Origin of the sequence: Helicobacter didelphidarum (genome assembly GCF_003364195.1) — a bacterium.
Lineage (GTDB): Bacteria > Campylobacterota > Campylobacteria > Campylobacterales > Helicobacteraceae > Helicobacter_A > Helicobacter_A didelphidarum.
This window is the reverse complement of record NZ_NXLQ01000020.1, coordinates 14,022-35,530: the sequence shown is the minus strand read 5'-3', so window position 1 is coordinate 35,530 and position 21,509 is coordinate 14,022. Positions and strand designations below refer to the sequence as shown.

18 protein-coding genes and 1 tRNA gene are annotated in these 21,509 nt (G+C 31.9%); 8 read left to right on the top strand and 11 right to left on the bottom strand.

The window, feature by feature from the left end; genetic code table 11:
* From CQA53_RS12375 to CQA53_RS08025, 4 genes are all read left to right on the top strand, one after another.
* Positions 1–203: hypothetical protein (locus CQA53_RS12375; RefSeq protein ID WP_181882401.1), on the top strand; the 203-nt coding region annotated here is incomplete at its 5' end.
* Positions 204–597: 394 nt separating this feature from the next.
* Entirely contained in the window at positions 598–1,851 is a 1,254-nt protein-coding gene (locus tag CQA53_RS08035; RefSeq protein ID WP_115543490.1) for an NAD-dependent epimerase/dehydratase family protein, read from the top strand.
* Positions 1,845–3,263, top strand: coding sequence for a D-glycero-beta-D-manno-heptose-7-phosphate kinase (rfaE1, locus tag CQA53_RS08030; protein WP_115543489.1), 1,419 nt, complete (start codon positions 1,845–1,847; stop codon positions 3,261–3,263). The genes CQA53_RS08035 and rfaE1 overlap by 7 nt, the downstream gene beginning before the upstream one ends.
* 160 nt (positions 3,264–3,423) lie before the next feature.
* Entirely contained in the window at positions 3,424–3,990 is a 567-nt protein-coding gene (locus CQA53_RS08025) for a flagellar FLiS export co-chaperone (protein WP_115543488.1), read from the top strand.
* 452 nt (positions 3,991–4,442) lie between these two features.
* Here the strand turns inward: CQA53_RS08025 and CQA53_RS08020 are convergent, their stop codons facing one another.
* Both CQA53_RS08020 and CQA53_RS08015 read right to left on the bottom strand, forming a co-directional pair.
* Positions 4,443–5,045: a hypothetical protein gene (locus CQA53_RS08020; protein ID WP_115543487.1), complete on the bottom strand. Its 603-nt coding sequence runs from the start codon at positions 5,043–5,045 to the stop codon at positions 4,443–4,445.
* A 91-nt stretch (positions 5,046–5,136) separates the two neighbouring features.
* Positions 5,137–5,916, bottom strand: coding sequence for a nucleoside deaminase (locus CQA53_RS08015; protein ID WP_115543486.1), 780 nt, complete (start codon positions 5,914–5,916; stop codon positions 5,137–5,139).
* A 505-nt stretch (positions 5,917–6,421) separates the two neighbouring features.
* Here CQA53_RS08015 and CQA53_RS08010 point away from each other — a divergent pair.
* Positions 6,422–6,512 (top strand) — tRNA-Ser (locus tag CQA53_RS08010).
* Between the two features lie 211 nt (positions 6,513–6,723).
* Here the strand turns inward: CQA53_RS08010 and CQA53_RS08005 are convergent.
* The 3 genes from CQA53_RS08005 to CQA53_RS07995 all read right to left on the bottom strand — a co-directional run bounded on the left by CQA53_RS08005 (position 6,724) and on the right by CQA53_RS07995 (position 10,585).
* The gene (locus CQA53_RS08005; RefSeq protein WP_220272081.1) at positions 6,724–7,170 is read right to left on the bottom strand and encodes a GNAT family N-acetyltransferase; all 447 of its coding nucleotides are present in this window, start codon (positions 7,168–7,170) and stop codon (positions 6,724–6,726) included.
* 62 nt (positions 7,171–7,232) lie between these two features.
* Entirely contained in the window at positions 7,233–9,866 is a 2,634-nt protein-coding gene (gene lon, locus CQA53_RS08000; protein WP_115543484.1) for an endopeptidase La, read from the bottom strand.
* A gap of 50 nt (positions 9,867–9,916) precedes the next feature.
* Positions 9,917–10,585, bottom strand: coding sequence for an outer membrane protein assembly factor BamD (locus CQA53_RS07995; protein ID WP_115543483.1), 669 nt, complete (start codon positions 10,583–10,585; stop codon positions 9,917–9,919).
* A gap of 160 nt (positions 10,586–10,745) precedes the next feature.
* Between CQA53_RS07995 and fliW the strand changes: the two genes are divergently transcribed.
* Positions 10,746–11,147 (top strand): flagellar assembly protein FliW, encoded by a 402-nt coding sequence (gene fliW, locus CQA53_RS07990; protein ID WP_115543482.1) that lies wholly within the window; start codon positions 10,746–10,748, stop codon positions 11,145–11,147.
* 136 nt (positions 11,148–11,283) lie between these two features.
* On the opposite strand, the gene CQA53_RS07985 is transcribed toward fliW, so the two are convergent.
* The 6 genes from CQA53_RS07985 to CQA53_RS07960 all read right to left on the bottom strand — a co-directional run bounded on the left by CQA53_RS07985 (position 11,284) and on the right by CQA53_RS07960 (position 18,630).
* Positions 11,284–11,913, bottom strand: coding sequence for a hypothetical protein (locus CQA53_RS07985; protein WP_245945785.1), 630 nt, complete (start codon positions 11,911–11,913; stop codon positions 11,284–11,286).
* Positions 11,914–11,994: 81 nt separating this feature from the next.
* Positions 11,995–12,237 (bottom strand): hypothetical protein, encoded by a 243-nt coding sequence (locus CQA53_RS07980; RefSeq protein WP_115543481.1) that lies wholly within the window; start codon positions 12,235–12,237, stop codon positions 11,995–11,997.
* 138 nt (positions 12,238–12,375) lie between these two features.
* The gene (locus CQA53_RS07975; protein WP_147290015.1) at positions 12,376–14,601 is read right to left on the bottom strand and encodes a hypothetical protein; all 2,226 of its coding nucleotides are present in this window, start codon (positions 14,599–14,601) and stop codon (positions 12,376–12,378) included.
* Positions 14,602–14,700: 99 nt separating this feature from the next.
* The gene (gene mqnE / locus CQA53_RS07970) at positions 14,701–15,810 is read right to left on the bottom strand and encodes an aminofutalosine synthase MqnE (protein WP_115543479.1); all 1,110 of its coding nucleotides are present in this window, start codon (positions 15,808–15,810) and stop codon (positions 14,701–14,703) included.
* 199 nt (positions 15,811–16,009) lie between these two features.
* A complete protein-coding gene (hemB, locus tag CQA53_RS07965) occupies positions 16,010–16,987 on the bottom strand; it encodes a porphobilinogen synthase (protein ID WP_115543478.1) in 978 nt (325 codons plus the stop codon).
* A gap of 242 nt (positions 16,988–17,229) precedes the next feature.
* Positions 17,230–18,630: a cation:dicarboxylate symporter family transporter gene (locus CQA53_RS07960; RefSeq protein WP_115543477.1), complete on the bottom strand. Its 1,401-nt coding sequence runs from the start codon at positions 18,628–18,630 to the stop codon at positions 17,230–17,232.
* Positions 18,631–19,100: 470 nt separating this feature from the next.
* Here CQA53_RS07960 and CQA53_RS07955 point away from each other — a divergent pair, with 470 nt between their 5' ends.
* Positions 19,101–19,391 carry a DUF3240 family protein gene (locus CQA53_RS07955; protein WP_181882400.1) on the top strand — a complete coding sequence of 97 codons (291 nt, stop codon included), beginning with the start codon at positions 19,101–19,103 and terminating at the stop codon, positions 19,389–19,391.
* A 481-nt stretch (positions 19,392–19,872) separates the two neighbouring features.
* The gene (locus tag CQA53_RS07950; RefSeq protein WP_245945786.1) at positions 19,873–21,489 is read left to right on the top strand and encodes a TolC family protein; all 1,617 of its coding nucleotides are present in this window, start codon (positions 19,873–19,875) and stop codon (positions 21,487–21,489) included.
* Positions 21,490–21,509: the final 20 nt, after the last annotated feature.

Below are 21,509 nucleotides of genomic sequence, written 5' to 3'. Positions count from 1 at the left end.
AAAGACCAAAACATTTAAAAAAAAAAAAGACGCACAAAGAAAAGGGAGAAGACAAAAAACAAGAAGAAGAGAAAAAAAAAAAATTTAAGAAGGGGAGGGGGGAAAAAGAAAAAGAAAGAAAAAAAAAAAAAGGGGAAAAAGGGAGAAAGACAAATGAAGTAAAAAACACCACCCCTTTTTTCAACCTAAACCACTTTCCCTAGATTCCCCCCCCCCCCCTTTTTTTTTGTTTTGAAGATTTGGTTGATTCCACTCTGCACCACAAACAAAATATATTAGTATTTTGTTTAATTTGTTATGAAAATTATATTCCTTTGCTATAAAAGAAAAATTTTCTTTAATTGTTCCTGATGATTTAAGTTAATCTGTGCTTATCATACCTTAGAAATTCTTTCTTAATTATTACTGATAAGGGATAGTTTCTTTTTTTAGAATCACAACATCAAGTAAAATAAAACTCTTAAAATTAACATTAAACGAAACTTGCTTAACATTAAACTTAAGTATAAATATATAAATTAAAAAACCATAAATACAAAAAAAATGCTAGAATCATACATTAAGTATTTTTAATTTGCACAAACATACGAGGTAAATATGCAATCTTCACTTGAGGTTCAAGATACACAACAAAAACATTCAAGAAAATATGATTCGTTACATCTTGATTCAAAAACAATATTAGTTACAGGTGCAGCAGGATTTATTGGTAGCAATTTAGTGGAGTATTTTGCCTACAATCACCCAAAATGCAGAATCTTAGCACTTGATTATTTTCGGGATTCCTTACAATTTCCAAATGGTAACCCAATGACACTCGGACACTTTAAGAATATTTCTTTGTTTGATAATGTTGAAATTCTACCCTTCAATATTACAAATACTCATGATATGAATAGGTTACATCATAAATATGATAAGATTGATTTTATTTTCCATGAAGCTGCGGTTTCTGATACAACTTGCATGGATATGCAACATATTTTGCGTGTCAATTTCAGTGCGTTTCAAGAGATTATAAAGTTAGCTATGCGACATGAAGCACATATTATTTATGCGAGTTCTGCAGCAACTTATGGTGTTACAGAGATTCCAAATAGTGTGGGAAAAGGAGAATTTCCAGAAAATATTTATGGGTTTTCAAAACTCTGTATGGATAAAGAAAATCGTCGTTTGCAAAAAAGTATGCAAGATAAGGGCATAGGATTGATTGGATTACGATATTTCAATGTATATGGTAAAAATGAGTTTTATAAACATAAGACTTCATCAATGATTCTGCAACTCTCCTTGCAAGCATTGCTCAATAATGAAGTAAAACTTTTTGAATTTGGTGAACAACAAAGAGATTTTGTTTATATTGAAGATGTGGTTGCAGCAAACATAAAAGCACTAGAATTAATTTATTTGACTTATGGATTACGAGATAACACGAAACATGTATTAGAATGGCAGAGAGTTCATAAAACTTTTAATGATGCTAGTATGCCAAAAGAACCGCCGATACATGATGTGATATTGAGAAAGTTATTTGGGGAACATTTTAAAGAAAAATCAAAAAAGATTATGGAAGATTGGCTACAATATGGTGCAATTTATAATGTTGGATATGGTGTATCACGAAGTTATAATGATATTATTGAAATTTTAAAAAAAGAATTAAATAAAAACTTTGGAGTTCAATATATTAAAAATTTATATCCATTTTTTCAGAATCATACTTTAGCTGATTCTAATAATTTTTTGCCAAACTACAAACCGCTTTATACGCTTGAAGCAGGGATAAAAGACTATATGCCCCATATTCAAAAAATTTATCAAGATATTCAAGAAGGAAGGAAAACATGGTAGCACAAAACCGCACAATTCACGCCATTATCATAGGAGATTTGATACTTGACAAATATATTTGGGGAAATGCACATAAACTTTCTCCAGAAGCTCCTGTACCTGTGGTAAGAGTAGAAAAAGAAAGTTTTAATCTTGGTGGTGCATGTAATGTTGCAAATAATCTCATTGCAATGAATGCAAAAGCAACAATTTATGGTGTTGTTGGAAACGATATGGAGGGTTCTTTACTGCATGATTTTTTACTCAACAAAGGAATAGAATCGCATTGCTACAAATCAAATAGACCAACAACTACAAAAACACGTATCATGTCATCAAAACATCAAATGCTACGCATAGATAAGGAGAGTACTGGGAATCTCGAACATGAAATCTATGAAGAAATGTTTGATTCCATACAAAGCAATATTACAAAATATCATTGCATGATTTTAAGCGATTACCTAAAGGGTGTATTAAGTGGTGGCTTTACACAAAAACTTATCAAACTTGCATTAAGCTTTGATATTCCAGTATTATGTGACCCAAAAGGAAATGATTATAGTAAATATAAAAATGCTACATTATTAACTCCCAATAAAAAAGAGGCGATGGAAGCAACACATATCACAATTCATAATGATAAAACTCTGCATGATGCCCTGAATAAATTACAGAAAACATATCATGTTCGGTATCCATTAATTACTTTAAGTGAAGATGGTATAGGTTATCTCGATAATGGTATATTTCATAAAAAGCCTACAATTGCAAAAGAAGTGTATGATGTAAGTGGTGCTGGAGATACCGTGATTGCTGCGTTGGCATTGCAGTTAGCACAGAGAAAAACTCTTGATGATGCTACTGCATTCGCAAATGCTGCAGCAGCAGTTGTAATTGGGAAAATTGGTAGTGCTACCGCAACTCTTGATGAGATTGAAGAAGTACTCAAATCACATCCTCTGGTACACGATATAGAATCTAAAATTATTGTAGATATTGATGATATTGACAAGATTATTAAAAACAAAAAAGTAGTTTTTACAAATGGTTGTTTTGATATTTTGCACTATGGACATGTCAAGTATCTTGAGGAAGCTCGTAAATTGGGTGATATTTTAATCGTTGGACTCAATAGTGATTCGTCTGTGCAACGATTAAAGGGGGACTTTCGTCCAATTAATCCCCAGCAAGATAGAGCATTTATTTTGGCGGGACTCACATGCGTAGATTATATTATTCTTTTCGAAGATGATACTCCAGAGAATCTAATTGCACAAATTCGTCCAAATGTTCTTGTAAAAGGAGGTGATTATGCAGATAAGAAAGTTATTGGATCAGAATATGCACAATCAGTCAAATTAATTGATTTTATAGACGATAAAAGCACAACCAATATTATCAAAAAAATACAACAACAGAATGCACAGTAATCTATTATCTATAAAAAATAATAAGCATAAAGTCTTTCTAGATTCTTTGATTTTTCCTTTAAAAATTTAAAAATATACCGATTTTAAAATATTACACTAAGTAAATTGAATGGTATATTATTTGCTTTTTAGTAACAAAATTTCATAGCAAGGATCGATCATGGATAGAATGTTACAGACTTTTAAGAAGCACTTGAATGGTTTAGATAATATAGAAGAGATTATGTTAAATGCCACAAAACAAAGCAAGATTCAAACACATCGTTTTGGTGAGGGCATTAAAGCGGCAAACGAGCTTGTGGGTTGTTTGCAAATCTTAAGCTCCAAACTTAACAAGCTACAAGTGATTGTTGCAAAAATTGAATTTAGTTTAGAAGAGGATCCAACAAATCCAGCCAATGTAAATATGAGCGAAATTCTTATTTCTCAAGCTAAAGATTTAATCGCAAATACAAAATTTGTTGATAGAGAACTTTTTGATACAGAGCTAAGTGCTTCTATGGGAAATCGTAATGTAGTTTTTGAGATGGCAAGCCCACTTCCATTTGTAGAAAAAAAGGATTTTGTTGCCTTAAACCAATATATAGATTCAAAAAAGGAAGAAATCAAAGCTTGTATGGAAGCTATTCGTGCATTAAGTGACACTAGCCCATCTATGACCGATGTATCAATTGGAAATCTTCGAGGCAAGACGATTGGTGAAGCATTAAAAATTGGTAATTTTTAATAATCAAATAGTTGAATACAAAATTCAAGCATATTCATGCTTGAATTTTCCCATCAAAAAATAAACTCCTAATACTGTATAGTTTAACTTTTAAACTAAAAGGTCAACACTAACCCCGCCCCACTAAAACCCCTATTTATCGCTTTATATATTCTTATAAAATATGCTTTTTTGTCTTGTAGAATATGAAACTATACACAAATACAAATTTAGCTTATTTTTTAGGGCGTATGAAATAGCGTTATATAGGTAGTTTAAAAGGGTTATGTTGGGTGTTAAGGTTATCATTTGATATATATTCTAGCTTGTGTGTATTACAGAGGCACTAAAAATGTATCAGAGCTTTTATATCAGTCATATTTTAAAATAATAAAAATATACTAAATTATCAAAGCTAAAGATGAAATGAAATTTTCTATCTTTAGCTCCTAGTCTTTTATAAACTTACATATTTAAATATGTTTAATGCTAATAATTGTATTCTCATCCATAAAACTATTAAATACAACATATCTAAAACCTAAAACTTCATTTGTTCCGGCTAATGTTGCTTTGGCAATAATATGGTAATTAATACCTTGTGTTACTTGATGAGCTACATAAAGCTCTGGACTATAGGAAACACCTTTCATATTTTTAAAAGCATTTTCAAAAGAACTCAAAATATGATTGGCTTCTATACAGTCAAGCTGTTTAATTAAAGCTTGATCAGCTTTAGTCACAACAATTCCGCCACAAATATGTGCTTTGGGTTTTTGTTTAACTAATTTTTTAATCTTGGCAATTTGATATTTTACTTTTTCACATTCACCCAAGCTTGCATAAACAATCATAAGCACATAAGATGCCTTGGGATTTAAAGTGGTACTTTCACTTCTACAAATAAAAGCATAATTTCTCCCTGCAACAATTTGGGTTCCGAGATGGAGCATAAGTTCATATCTAACTCCAAACACATTGTTTGTTGCACCATCAAATGCTTGTTTTGCTTCTTTACTAATTTCAAATGGTTTTTCATTGCTTGTCCATCCGCCTAATTTTACAGTGTTTAACATAATATTCTCCCTTCTACTTGGTATTTAGATTTTTAAACTTAAACAATATTTTAAAGCAATAACTAACTTTTCCTCCTTTCTTAATTAAGATTTACATATTCTTAGGACATTGAAGAACATCAAGGTTATCTTTAGTCTGGATATTTTGCAAAAACTCTTGTGCTACTTTTATCACTCTCCGATTCTCTTTAAATTTCACTTTATAGTCTTGTAGGTCATTTGAAGCTTTTCTAAAAATTTCTTTTGCACTATCGTTAACAAGGAAATCTGTAATTGAATCATTTTTGCAGATTTTATATTGTTCAAAACATTCTTCTAAATCTTTTTTATACCCATTTTCTACCGTAAAAGCCTTGTAATATCTTGGATATTTTGCTGTCGATATGATTTCTTGGGTGTTTCCACAACTAAGATCTTTTTGGGCATAAACAACTTTAGGAATTTGCACCATAGAAAGCATACCCGCACACATAATACATGGTTCTAAAGTAGTATATAAAGTATATTTATCTAAATATTTGTTAAAGCCTTCACAATTTAAGAGATTACTTACAAGTCTCACCTCACCATGTTGCGTCCCATTATGTGTGGCATGAACTGAATTTCTAACCCAAAAAACTGGCATATTATTTTCATCAACAATAACCAAACCTATGTTATGTCCTTGTTTATTTAACATATTTTTCTCCTGCCAATCCTTATAAACAATAGCTAGAGCAAGCATAGGATAAATGTGATCTACTTCAGCACTCACAGTATCTATCTTTTCGTAAATTACTCCAGAGACAACATTATCTTCTGGTAGTGATGTTGCATAAAGACCACTTAGAAAAAATAAAGTTAAAATGAAATAAAGTATATTTTTTCTCATGACATTGTTCTTTATTTTATAAATAATATCTATGAATATTATTCATCTTTTATGCTTACATTTTGATTAATTTTATTCAAATTACGACAAATATTTTTTGTTGTTTATTATTGAAACATTGATAATTGTATAAGTTAAAGATTGAATATTATTGTGATTTTATTTGAGGAAAAATATTTTATATTTTATCTATTTATTTTACTAAATATTATTTATTTTAAAAATATTTACTATTTTATAAAATAGGTTTGGATTATATGAAACCTAATGTTTTACCCTACAAAACACCACTCTTTTGATTATGTAATTTTCGTAAGAGTTTCATATTACAAAAGATTCTAAAAACATCATTTCGTTTTTGACAACCACACTTATTCTTATTCCTCTATAAAAGCAATTGAATAATAATCAAACAATCTATTATAAATATTGTTAAAATATTTATTTTTAAGCTTTATTTAATTTTAAATATGTATAATAACGACTTACTTTATATTTCATTTATGGACAGGTGGGTGAGTTGGCTGAAACCACATCCCTGCTAAGGATGCGTAGTCGCAAGATTACCGAGGGTTCGAATCCCTCCCTGTCCGCCACTGACTTTAACCATGTAACATTACATGAAAAGTTTTTTCTTAAAAATTGAATTAATTTCTCCATATAAGTATCTCTAGTAGTACTATATAATACTTTATAGTCTGCTTATACATGTTTCTTGCACATTTATGGCAAGAAACTATTTCCTTTGATATAAAATATAATCGCAGTATTCAGTATTCTGGTTTCTTTCCTATATGCAGATGACATTTAAGTATTTAATAAACGAATATTATTAGGATTCAAAATATATTCATAAAGATTTAATTCTTCTTTTAATGTCCAATGAAGCTCTTGCCAAAAAAGATTTCCAGCCTCATTACTTTTAAACGCCACAAGATTAATATGTGTTGCACCAATATTCTGTAACTCTTGTATCACAAAATCCACCATTCGTTTGCCAATCTGTTTATGTCTATGTTCTTTTTTTACACATACATGGTAAAAATATGCACATCTTCCATCATAGCCACACAATATGCTTCCTATGATTTCATCTCCCTGCAATGCAACAACATTTGTGCTTGGATTTCTTTCTAAAAACTTACTCATACCCTCAAAAGAATCATCAATACTGCGAATATAAAATCCTTCTATGCTCTTCCATAATGACAATACTTTTTGATAATCATGAATATTCATTATCCGCACATTCATTCCAGATTCCAAAATAAATATTTGATTGCGTGTTCTTGCATTCTTTAACTTATTCCTTATATCTAATCAATCAAAACTTGAGCAAATACTTCATCAATTGCACTAACTGCTACAATTTCGAGATTTTTTTGGACTTCACTTGGTATATCCTCTAAATCTCGTTTATAATTTTTTAATGGTATTAATGCTTTTTTAATATCAGCTTTATATGCAGCAATAAGTTTTTCTTTTAACCCTCCGATAGGCAATACTTGCCCACTCAAATTCAACTCCCCTGTCATGGCAATATCTTGACGAACTCGCTTATTAAATAAAATGGAAGCAATCGCACACGCCATTGTGATTCCAGCACTTGGTCCGTCTTTTGGAGTTGCACCCTCTGGGACATGAAGATGAATATCGATTTTATCTGTTGGGCTTTGAAATTCGTTGGTTGTTTCAGAATCTTGTTTTGTTTGAGAAGATTTTTTTATATTTTCAGAATCTTTTTGAGATTGTAATTCTTTTTGTAAATCAGTATCAAGTCGATTTTTTACCACAGAATAAGCGATATAAGCAGACTCCTTCATTACATCTCCTAGTTGTCCCGTAAGCTTCAAATTCCCCTTACCCTGAAGGGATATTGCTTCGATTTTTAAAACATCACCACCAACAGCAGTCCACGCTAAACCATTTACTACACCCAAACGCGGTATACGTTCTGCCTTGTCTATCTCAAAAATAGTCTTTTTCAGAAACTTTGGTAAATCTTTAACACCAATATTTACTGACTGAACTCCGTGATTAAGTATTTCAACTGCAACTTTACGCATGATTTGAGCAATTTTTCGTCGTAAATTACGCACACCTGCCTCACGCGTATAGTTATGAATCATTAAGTCTATCGCTTCTTTAGAAATCTTTATTTCGTTGGACTCTAAACCATGATTTTTGCATTCTTGTGGGATAAGGTATTTCTTCGCAATTTCATATTTTTCCTGTGGTGTATAACTACTAATCTCAATAAATTCCATTCTATCGCGCAAAGGAGCTGGGATAAGAGAAATATCATTAGCTGTGGCAATAAATATGACTTGGGAAAGATCAATACTAAAGTTTGTATAATAATCTCTAAAACCTACATTTTGTTCTGGATCTAAAATTTCAAGTAAGACACTTGTTGGATCCCCACGCACACCGCGTACAAGTTTATCAATCTCATCTAAAACCATAACTGGATTCATTTTTTTGGAATCTATAAGTCCTTGCACAATTCTACCCGGCATTGAACCAAGATAAGTCCGCCTATGTCCGCGTAACTCATTTACATCTTCTAATCCGCCAAGTGCAACTCGCACGAGAGGTCTGTCAAGTGCCATAGCAATAGAATTTGCGAGACTTGTCTTACCTACACCCGGAGGTCCATAAAAACATAAAATTGTTCCTTTATGCTTATCATGAATAATTGTTTGTTTATTAGATTCTATCTCTGCGGTCTTATCAGATTTGTCTTTAGAATCTGTATCTTTTATTTGTTCTTTATTTTTATTGAGTAACGAAATTTTTTTATTTAGCTCTTCAAGTTTTATATTTTCATTGTTCGTTTTTTTTGAAGTAGCATGTTTGGAATCTTTTTTATCAAGGCTCTCTGCGACCCCTAAAGACTGTATTTTTTCTTTTGCTCTTTGTTCTAAAAGTTGTTTCACACCAAAATATTCTATTATTCGTTGTTTTGGTTCAAGTAATGAATAATGATCTTTATTTAATTGCCTTTCAACATTTTTAATGCTTAATTTTTTGTTGCTTGTACTAGTAAATGGAATCTCAAGCATCCATTCAACATAATTTTGCACCATATTCGCATCAGAACTATCGGGATGAGAACGACTTAATCTATCAATTTGTTTTTTAATTTCTTTATAGGCATCTTCATGCATACCCGCCTTAAGCTCTTCCAATTTTTTATAATATTGCTCAATCTCTTGATCGCGTTGTTTATCTATACCCAATTCTTTTTGAATCTGTTTAAGTTGTTCTTTTAAAAAAAATTCTCTATTAATTTGATCCATTTTTGTATGCACTTTAGACTTAATATCCTTTTGTAATTTTTGTGTCTCAATTTCTTCCAACACCATTTGTGTGGCAAGCATAAGCCTCTCTTCTGTATCATTATTAGAAAAAAGTATATAGCTTTGTTCTTTTTTTAAACGCAGTATTGGAGTAATTAAATCTATTGCTTTGTTTGGATCTTCAGTATTTTCTATATTATGTAAAAGATCAGGCGAAATATTTTGACTCAAATGTGCTAAAGCATTTACTTTTTCTAAAAAAACTGCAAGTAGTGCCTGTATTGTGTGAGGATTTGATTCTTTATAAGTAGTAACAATAACTTGTGCTTCAAGTGGCTCAAGTTCAATAATTTCTTTTATTTTTCCTTTTGCAATACCCTGAAACAAAACCTTTACACGACCATCAGGCAGACTTACACTTCGCATAATCTTCCCAATAACACCAACATCATAAAATGGTATATCATCTTTTGGATTAGTTTTTGCACATACTACAAAGACATTTTCGTCCCTCTCCTTTGCTTTTTGCATTGCAATAATATTTGGTTTATCCGCAATAAATATTGGTGTAATTATAAAAGGAAAAACAAACATCTCATCTTCAACAATAATAGGTAAATTCATAATTTGCTCATCTTCATTTTTCATAATAACTCCTTGTTTAAATAAATATAAAATAAGATTCTATCATAGCTTCATTACCAATTTAATAACATCATATACCATGGTATTTTTGAAGGTTTTGGATTTGTTGCTTGCTGTAATTCAGAATCAATTCTATCACGATACATTTGTTCAGCCTCTTTGCGTCCATTTTTTTGATACACACGAGCTATTGCTATATTTAATTCATTTTGTCCTAGCACAAATTTTACTTCCATATCACGAACAAATAACATATATCGGCTATTTGGATATTTTTCAATAAAATCTTGAATGAGTAGAATCGTCTCACTCATAAATTGCTGATCTTTTGAATTATTTTTAAAAGCATATAAGTGTGATTTTAAACGAAGGTAACTAATATAGTCCATATTGCTCGGATTCCCATATCTTTTTAAATACTCTTTGAAATAAAAATCAGATAATATATACTCCTCGTTGCTTAAATGAGCTTGTCCTAATGCCAACATAGCTTCGGGCAATAGGGGTGAATTAAGATGTTCGCTTTGTAATGATGAAAAGTAACTATCTGCTGTCTCAAGATTTCCTAATCGAATGTTTTTAAAGATTCCATCATACCAAAAATTTGCAGGTTGATTGTAGATAACTTCCTTATTTTTGTTACTACACGCTAAAAAAAAGTATATAAAAAAAACGGGGAGTAACAATTTTAAAAATTTTATAACTGACAATTTTAACTCCATAAAAAAATATTGATATTATATAAAAATTTCGTGTTATGTTTGCATATTTATAAACTTTTTGGTAAAATATTGATTTGCTAAATGAATTTTAACTCAATAACAATTTTATTATTGAGGATCGCTTAGAAGTTTAATTCTGTTTATTTTTTTGGAGAAGAATATGATTTTTGAGGTCAAGTCGCCAATATTAGGTTTTGAACATGTAGATAAAATGAAATTAGAAAAGCTTGATGATATATTCTTGCGTCTAACAAATGCCAATGATTCTGCACCTATTTTTACATTAGTGAATCCTTTTGCCTTAAGGGAGTATGAATTTGAAGTTCCAATGGCTCTAAAACTCCTCCTAGACTTAGAAAATAGCAAAAATATTTTAACTGCAAATATTATGGTAATGCAAAGTCCAATTGAACGATCCACAATTAATTTTCTTGCTCCATTAGTTTTTAATTTTGATAACTTTACAATGGCACAAATAGTTCTCGACAGCATTAAATATCCAAATTATAGTCTTGCCGATCCAATCTTAAATTATTATCCACAAGAAGAAAAAAAGGCATAGTAGGATTTTTTTGTAATCTTTCTCTTAAGAGATTTTTGCTTGTTTTCAGTAGCTTCTATTTATAATTCTTAACAAAATTAGCACAAGACTTTATTATTATTTATTATTATTTATTATTATTTCTTTGTTTCTTGTTTCATTGTTGTTTCATTTTTACACTAGACACAATCTTTTCCAAAGCTTGTTTCATAGCATTTTGCATCGCAATTGCAGGATTAGAATCTCTTGTATTCATAACAATAAAATCCCTTTTTATACGAGACATATCATAAGCCATAAGTTCATAATACAAATAAATGTGTGATTGATATTGCCCCTCTTCTTTCTTTACATAAAGTTCATTAACATTAATCTTTAAGGTATTGAAACGTTGTGAAACTGATGGGTTTTGTTCGATATTTAAACAATGATTTAACCCAGCTTTAATGAAAGCATTGCGTATCATATTTTTTGGTAAATCAATCCACTTATATGATTCCAATACATTGATTTCGTTATTACTATTGTAAATTAAAATATCTTTACCATCAAATGGCGAAAGCACGGAAATATTTACAGCAAGATTTGCTAGAGTATTATGACATTTGGATTCTATATTGATAGAATCAAGACTATAATAAGTTTGATTTGGTAAAACAGATTTGAGATTCACATTAAGACAACCCTGCAATAACATTACCAATATAAGATTCAGTAGAACTATAAAAGAAAAAAATATATTCCCAACTGATTGCGAAACATTACCAAATTTTACCAAGTTAAACATTTTATACCTTTCAAAAATAATATAAATTTATCAATAAAGGAAAATCTCTGCTATCATTAATTTCCTCATAATCTCCTGATACTACTTGAAAACATAAGTTTTCTTTATTTGATTTGTGGCTATCGTCTCGATGTTTGCAACACGGATATAATAATCACTTTGAGGAAGAACTTGTTTTAGAAACAATAAATCTTCTAATGTTTCATTGCCACTCACAATTAAGTTATCATATTGCTTCACTTCTTTTGCATTTTTAACTATTTCATAAAGTTTATCTTTTGTTGTTCTATCATTGCATTTTGATAAAGATTGTGCATTTGCCATTACATAGTTCCAAGTGTATATATAAAGAAAACTTTTTTCATTATTATCCTTTTTTAAACAATTTCTTACTTAATATAAAAAAATTTCAATTCTACAACCCATAGAATCTTTTACTATTTAAAATATATCACAGCATCACTAAAACACATACCGAAATGACGCATTTATGCCATAATAATATATATCTTGCAGTGAATTTTTATAGAATCCCTCAAATCCAAGCAGCATATTGCGTCCTACCACAGCATCACCGCCAACTCTTAAAGCAACTTTATGTTGCAAAGGAGCTTGAAACATAAGCTTATCGTGATTTGCTCCAAGTTCAAATGCCATATTTTTATGCGTATTCACAAGCATATACTCATAACTTGCCCCAAGAAATATCGAGCCTCCGCGAAGCCAATAGCGATTTTCAATACCGACAACCCCACTCAAAATATACGCAAAATTCGCTTTGGATTGCAAAGTCAAATCCCCGCTTTCAGCGATTTGATTGTGAATATTGAGATATTGAGCAAGTCCGATATAGGGTTTAAGCGAAAAAACACCATTTGAAAGGCGGTAGCCAATCGAAGAATCGACACTGATTTGATTGTAGTTAAACTGCCCCAAAGCCCTTGTGGCTTCATCTGTAAAAGTGCTATTTCTCTCTGTGGAGAAAAACCCCGATGAGCCAAACGCCCCTAATACCACTTCGATATTTCTTAGCGTTATCACATCAGACAAGCCCACTTGCACGAGATGACTTTGCGTAGTCGCCTGTGCGTGCGTGAGATTGTATTGAGCGTTACCATACGCATAGCCGATATGAGTGCGAAAAGCATGATTTGAACGCATAAAATCCCAGCCGATATGCAACCCGCCTAGTCCGCCAATGCCAAGTGCCTTCCCACCTAGCCCACCACCAAGCACACTCACGCTTAGCGTATTATTCATCTGTCGGTATTCAGAAAGTGCAAGATTGCTTTTGAGCCAATCAATCATAGCCAAAGGCGTGGCGACATAGCTTGAGTAAAGAGTATCTGCGATATTATTTGCTACATTTTTTAAGAACGACCCCCCCCCAAATGAATAAATGTTACTAAATTGAGAATCTAGTGCGTTTAAGATTCCGGATTGATTCTGTGTGAGCTGCGTTTGAAAGGCAGTGATTGCATTTTGATTGAGAACGATATTGATTTGCCCCTCACTTTGTTTATCGACATTGAGAAACTCATTGTTTGTCCCGCCCACAATCTGCACACTATTTGTATCCCAACCATTTTTATCGCCTGTTACAAGCGTGTGATTCCCTGCATTTGCACCGCGTATATCGACTATGATTTTCCCGCCATTTTCATTAGTAAGATTCCCCTCAATTTTCCCCATAATGCCATTATACGCACCAAAGGTTAGTGTGCTTCCGTCCTTATTTGTTACGTCACCATTGACTTGTAATGTCCCGCCATAGAGTTGGATAGAAGAGGGCTGAAAGCTCCCTAGATATGCATACCCATCATCTGAAACTCCAAGCCCATTACCCTCGCTCGTTAAGCTTCCATTGATAGTGATAGTCCCACCATTATTGATAAGAATCCCACCGCCACAAGTGTTGCCTGACACAAAAGATTTATAACATGTTGAGCTAGTGAATCCACCATTAGTAAAATTACCATTTATCGTAATATTCCCACCATTATTGATAAAAGTCGCTGTGCTTGCGTTATCAAGCAGACTTACTGAATTGCTATCATAGCCAATATTTGTTATCGCACCAAACTTCGCACTACCACCATTTATCTCAATGCTTCCATAGTTACTCACTTTTGCGCTGCCTAAATCTATCGTGGAGTTTGTCGCTTGGAGCATTGCTCCCTTCGTAGCGATTTGAAAACTCTCTGCATCAGCACTGAATACAGAATCTACTAAAATAAGCTGTGCATTAGCGTTATTCAGCCCAAAGACCTTATCTTTCTTATCGCCAAATTTTATTGTCAAATCTGAATTGATGAGCCTTGTTTGACGCTCAAGTGTAAATTCATCAAAATTAGTCATCATAACGATAGAATCACTGATATTGACATTGCCAAAATAGAAATTAATAAAACCATTGCTAGGTGGGCGAACGGGATTCTGCGGAAGCGTGGCATTGAGGATTAAAGTGCCTCGTCCCGTGCCAGTGCTAGAGATACTAAAGTTATTTCCTCTTGAAGTGTTAGAGGTATTTCCAAAAGTATAATTTTGAGCTGCTGCATAAGCAATAGCATTGTGGGTCTGTGTGCTTCCGCCATTGAGTGTGAGATGACTCGGCATAGAATCGAGAAAATCAGCATACAAAGCATTGACGCTTAACAATAAAAATGAGGAGGTCATATATTTTTTCATGGTGTTATTATAGCCCAACATATGTGTTATTTTTGTTTAGCTTGGAAAAGATTCTAAAATATTGCAAAAAATACTCTATGAACATTCTACTCTATAATCTTACCAACATTTTGATGTCTCATCATACACTTTTATTTCGTTGTAAAGACTATCGCGTTCAACAGGCAAGAATCCAGCATTTTTAATTTGGCTTATCATTTCGTCTTTGGTTACACCATTTTTACTTTTTGCTCCTGCGGCTGATTGAATGCTTTCATTCTCAATCGTTCCATCCATATCATTTGCACCAAATTCTTGTGCCACAATTGCGAGATTAAATGATAAAGAAGCCCAATAAGCTTTAATATGCGGAATATTTTGCAATAGTATTCTAGCAATTGCAATAGTTTTAAGTATTTCTTGACCACTTGGAGCTTCTTTTGCTTTCAAGAAATTATTATATCGTTGATAAAGCAAGGGGATAAAAGCATTAAATCCACCTTGTTTATTATTTGCTTGTTCAAGCGAAGTTTGTGTATTTCGTAGCCGCAATATATGATCGATTCGATGATGTCTCTCTTCAATATGTCCAAAAAGCATAGTTGCATTACTCATGCGTCCCATACTATGCCATTTTTTATGGATTTCAAGCCATCTATTTGCATCTGCTTTTCCATGACAAAGAGATTTTCTCACTTTTTCATCAAAGATTTCAGCACCTCCACCGGGTAAGGAATCAACCCCTGCTTGTGCCAAATCATGCAATACTTGTTCAAGTGCCACATTAAATTTCCGCGTTAAATAATCAATTTCTGCTGCCCCCATTGCTTTAATATGCAAGAGAGGAACAGCATCTTTAATTGCACGAAACATATCAAGTTGGTATTGATAAGAATGATCTGGGTGATGAGCTGATACAATATGAACTTCTTTTGCTCCACGATTATACGCATTTATACATTGCTCTACAACTTCTTCTATGCTCATATCATATGGATTTGGATTTTTTCTGCTTGCTGAAAATGCACAAAATTTACATACATCAGCACAAATATTTGTGGGGTTAATATGACGATTGATATTAAAAAATACTTTATCGCTATGATATTTTTTTCGAATATAGTCCGCTGCTTCTCCAAGCGTAAATATATCATATTCATAAAGCTTTGCCAATTCTTTAGAATCTAGTCCCTCTATCTCGCCTTTCAGTACACAATCTAATAAATCCATAATTTTCCCCTTAAGCCTAAACTAGAATATATATTTTATCTTAACTAAAGATAATAATGCAATAATTTTATATATTCTGAGAATACTAAAGATTGAATCAAAATATTTTTTTCTTTTATAGCCATTATTTTATTTTAGAATCTTACTTAATAAGATAAAAACATTAATTTTACAATTCAAAAGCAATTAGATAATTAGACTATGATTTAAGAATCTCTGCTACTTCTTTTGCGTGATAAGTAATAATAATATCCGCACCTGCTCGTTTCATACTTGTAAGAGATTCTAACATAACTTTTTCATAATCAATTACCCCAGCTTTTTGCCCAGCTTTTAATAATGCGTATTCTCCGCTTACATTATACACTGCAAGCGGTAAAAGACTTGCTTCTTTAATGTCTCTCACAATATCAAGATAAGCTAAGGCAGGTTTTACCATAAGTATGTCTGCACCTTCACCCTCATCATTAAGAGATTCTAAAATTGCTTCCCTGCGATTTGCACTATCTTCTTGATAGCTCTTTCTATCTCCTTTATTTGGTGTGCTTTGGGCAACCTCTCTGAATGGACCATAATACGCACTTGCAAATTTTGTAGAGTAGCTCATAATAGGTAAATTTACAAAACCATTTTTATCCAATGCCTCTCGCATACTAAAAATCTGTCCATCCATCATCGCACTTGGAGCAAGCATATCAACACCACTTTGTGCTAAAATGAGGCTTTGCGTTGCTAAGATTGCAAGTGTTTTATCATTATCAACACTTCCACTTTTAGAATCCAAAATACCACAATGTCCATGACTCGTATATTCGCAAAAACACACATCAGCTATTACATACATTTGGGGAAAATATTTTTTGATTTCGCGAATACTTTGCGGAATAATTCCATTAATATTGTATGCTTCACTTCCCTTAGAATCTTTTTTATCATTATGAAGTATGCCAAAGAGTAAAATTGCATAGATTCCAAGATTACATAGCACTTCGCATTCTTTTAAAATATTATCAAGACTCATTTGATATACGCCCGGCATTGATTGCATTTCATTTTTAATACCACTACCTTCAACAATAAAAAGCGGATAGATAAAGTCGTGTATATCAAGTTTATTTTCACGCACTAAATCACGCATAACAGGATTGAGCCGCAATCTTCTTTTACGTTTAAACATAAAATCTCCTAAGGTATGAACTCAAGCAAAATTAATGTATTATATCACAATTCTTGCTCACACTTGGATTTATATGGAAAAGATATTTAATAAATCTATGGTTTTAAATAGAAAGCGGTATTGTTGCTATTGAGGGAGTTTGATTATAAAATCCTAATTTATTATTTATAAAATTACCTTCATAGTCTATCAAAAAATCTCAATTACATAGAACTACTTTGGTAAATGGCAATATTATAATATTAAAGCACTCTAAATTCATCTGGATGATCAAGTGCATAGCGAAGCTTCTCTTTATCGACACGTTTATCCCAAATACTAACAATGAGACATGCTACTGCATTCCCACAGAGATTCCCCACACTTCGCATTTCACTTAAGAATTTATCAATTCCTAAAATTGCCGCAACAGTAACTGCTGGGATAAGATGTGATCCATCAGCTGTTGTAAGAGCTGAAAGTGTTCCTGCAAGCACAATAAATCCACTTCCCGTAACACCTACCGCACCTTTTGATGATACCATAAGGATAATGATGAGCGTGATTGTTTGCTCGAGTGTGAGCGGTATATCAAATGCCTGTCCCAAAAAAATCACTGCTAAACTTAAATAAATATTTGTTGCATCAAGATTGAAACTATATCCTGTGGGGATTACTAACCCCACAGATGCTTTTTGGATACCTGCTTTCTCCAGTTTTCTCATTAATGGAGCAAGTGCTGTCTCGCTACTTGAAGTCGCGAATACGACAAGCACCTCACGATAAATAAAACGCATAAATTTAAAAATATTTACTCTTGCAATTGCAGCAATAATACCCAATACACCAAAGATAAATACTAGCACAGCCAATGCCATTGTTAAAAGTAATAGTGCCATACCACTTAGTGAGCTAAAGCCAAATTTTGCAATCAAAAATGCCATAGCACCAAATGTTGCAAGCGGACTATACCAAATCAAAATTGTGAGAACTTTAAAGAATGTCTCTTGCATACTCTCAAAGTATTTGAGTGCAGCTTCTTTGAAGTTTGGTCTAGCGAATGACAAGATTATCGCTATTACTACCGCCATAACAAGCACCTGTAAGGTTTTACCTTCAACAAAAGGTGTGATTGGGTCATGTGGAATAGCACTTTGTAAAATATGGAAAATCTCCTCCCCTGCAGTCTGTGGTTGACTCGCACCTTTTTCAATATAACCCTGCACACTCGCAGCATCAAGACTCTCTGTCTTTAAGTGCATTCCATGTCCGGGTTTAATTACTTCACCAAAAAGTACACCAATTATTAATGCAAAAGTGCTTACAACTTCGAAATAAATCACGGTTTTAAACCCTAAACTACCAAGCGTCTTCAAATCCTCTAGCCGAATAATTCCCGTAATGATAGTAAGGAATATGATTGGCCCCATAAGAATCTTTAAGCCTTTAATAAATGGATCAATTGTATATTCTTTCGAGCCAACCGAAAAATTATAGAAAAAATCCACAACAGGTTTTACTTCTTGGGGATTATGAAAACTTCCAATTGCTCCAAATCCAACACCTAAAAAAAGTCCAACAAATACCCAAAACACAAGGCTTTTACTGACTTGTTTACCCATTGGTTGAGTTTGTTTATAACCTTGATCGCTACTTTGTATCATTTTCTTCTCCATTACAATGATTAAAGTTTTGGGTGTATTTAAGTTTATCTTTTAAGCACTTGTGAAGTAAATATAAATGTAAGCTTTTTTATAAAAAATAGTTATAGTGTATAATTCTGTAACGATAAAATAATTCTTTTCTGATTCACTATGTTGCATAAAATTATGCTTTTGAAAAACAAAGGGACGAACTCATCATATTAAATTCCCATAAAAAATATAGAAAATAAACTCATATTATTATTTTTAGCTATAATATTTCCACAATAAGCCGAATAAGAGGATACAAATATAGAATTTATTTTATGTTATTATCCAAAAAAAATAAATAAATAACATGCAGGGATTTTTTGCACTAGTGGTTACATTATAATATTTATTTGGTCTTAAGAATATGTTAATTTATCAGAATCTCTTTTTAAAATTTTATAAAAACAATTTTTAGATTCTTATCGACAAAGGACATAATAATGATAATGCTTGATGTGTATATGCGTTTTGAAATTAAGGATAATGTTATTGATTTTCTCTTAACAAATGGGTATGATGATTTTTTCTTTATCGATGCAAAAAAATATGCGGCAAAAAATATGCTATTAAGCGATGAGGAACAAGTAAGTGGCCGGCAAAATTATGCAAATCTTAGAATCTACTTAAATAATTCTGCTGCGGATATGCTCGCGAGTTTAATTAAGGGAGCTTTTAGCGATGTGCGTGTTTTTGCTGTGGAATGCCAACCGCTAGGTTTTTTTATCGAATAAACACTGATAGATTCTCTGTAATGTCAAGCACTCTCTGAAAAAAGCATTTGAAGTTTTACCATTCATTCTAAATAGATTATGTATGGTATGGCAAATAATAAAATGACTAACATTACATGAGTTTCAAATTGCTTGTTACACAAAATAAAATATTACCAGCATTTACTTTTACAAAATCTTAATCATCGTGGTAATTTTTTACCACAGAATCTAAAACAAGAAAAAAGAAAGATACAAATATAATATTTAATCCTAATATCATATAAAAGCTTACCAAAAACTAAAAAAATATTGTATAATGCTTTGTTTTTGCAGAAATAAGATTCTGACAAGACAAATTTTTTAAAGTCGAGCAATAGGTAAAAGAATTTTTAATATTTCTACAAAATCTTAATGACATTCTGATTCAATATATCATCTATTCGCTATTCGGCTTTTACGAAACTATTGATTTTTGGGATTTAGGATAATGTTGAAACGAATGTTGTGCCATTGCAGTTATATACCAGAAGAAATTGTTACAACATCAAAAAAAATTATATGGAATCCCAAACAACTTTACAAAATCCAACAAGGTTTTGTGTCATATAGAATAAATCTTAACATTATGATATTGTTTAGCATTATCTATACTTTATTTACCGCTTGTGCAAAACTTCCCACAGAAAATACACTTATCGATAAAACCCATATTCGAAATAACTTTAATAATAAATTATACAATCTTGATTCTAAAAAACAAAAAGAAGATTCTGCAATCACAAAATTAAATTATCAAGATACTTTTTTTATGATATTTACAGACCCAATCTTACAAAAAATTGTTATACGAGCATTGGAATCTAACGCCAACCTTTTAACTTTGGAATCTGCTATTACACAAGCTCGTGCAACATCCAAAGCAAATACAGCAAACTTACTTCCAAAAGTTAATGCTGGAGTAAATTATAATTATAGCGACAATAATTATAAAAGTATTCAAACCACAATCATGCAAAATACAGCAAATGCCAACCTTTCAATGAGTTGGGAAATTGATATATTAGGTAAAATTAATGCACTAAGAATGGCAAGCGATCAGAATATTTTAGCTGCAATAGAGAATCTTACCCAAGCTCAAGTTGTTCTCATGGGAGATGTAGCAAATTATTACTTTACTATCAGACAAATACAACAAGCAATAATATTAAATGAAGAAATTGCTAAAAATTTAGAAGAGATTTATAAACTCACGCAAGAAAGATATAATCTTGGATTGATTGGACTAGATAGTCTCGCAACAACAAAGAGTAATTATCTCACGCAAAAGAATACTACATTAAATCTTATTGCTATGCTTGAACAAAACAAAAATGCACTGCTTGTTTTGTTAAATTCAAATGATATTGGTTTTGATGTCGCAGATAGTTATTATGAATTTACAATCCCACAGATTCCAAGCGTAAATGCAATGCCAACTGATGTTATTTTTAATCGCCCTGATGTTCGCTCAAGTGTATTCGCACTTAACGCTTCAATTTATCAACGTTATAATAAAAAAATGGCACTTTATCCATCAATTAGTTTAAATGGAAATTTAGGGCAGATACTTATGTCGCCACAACGAGGAATCGGAGATGTTGCATGGCAAATTGCAAGTTCTCTGGCAATGCCACTTATTAATCGTCAAAGCATAACTCAAGATTATATTATCGCCAAAGAAAACACAAAGCAAGCCTTTTACTCCCTGCAAAATACCATTAATACAGCATTATCTGAAATAGAAAATGCTATAAAAAATATGGAAATCACACAACAAAGCCGTGATAACAACATACAAAGTTATGATATAAATAAAAATACCTTTGAAATTATGGAATCAAGATACAATGAAAAATTAATTGATGATGTTTCGCGACTTGAGTATGCCAATACTTATTTACGTGCAAAAAATAGCTTACTTTCAGCTCATTTATCAGAAAATCAAGCAGCTATTGCTCTCTATAAGGCGTTTGGTGGGGATTTTAATCCTGATGAGTTTAAGGAAAATACATTGCAAAAAACCAAAGTGCCAAAGGAACAAAAGAAACATAAAAAAGATATAGCTGATGATTTATAAAGCGAATAATCGTTTAAAAT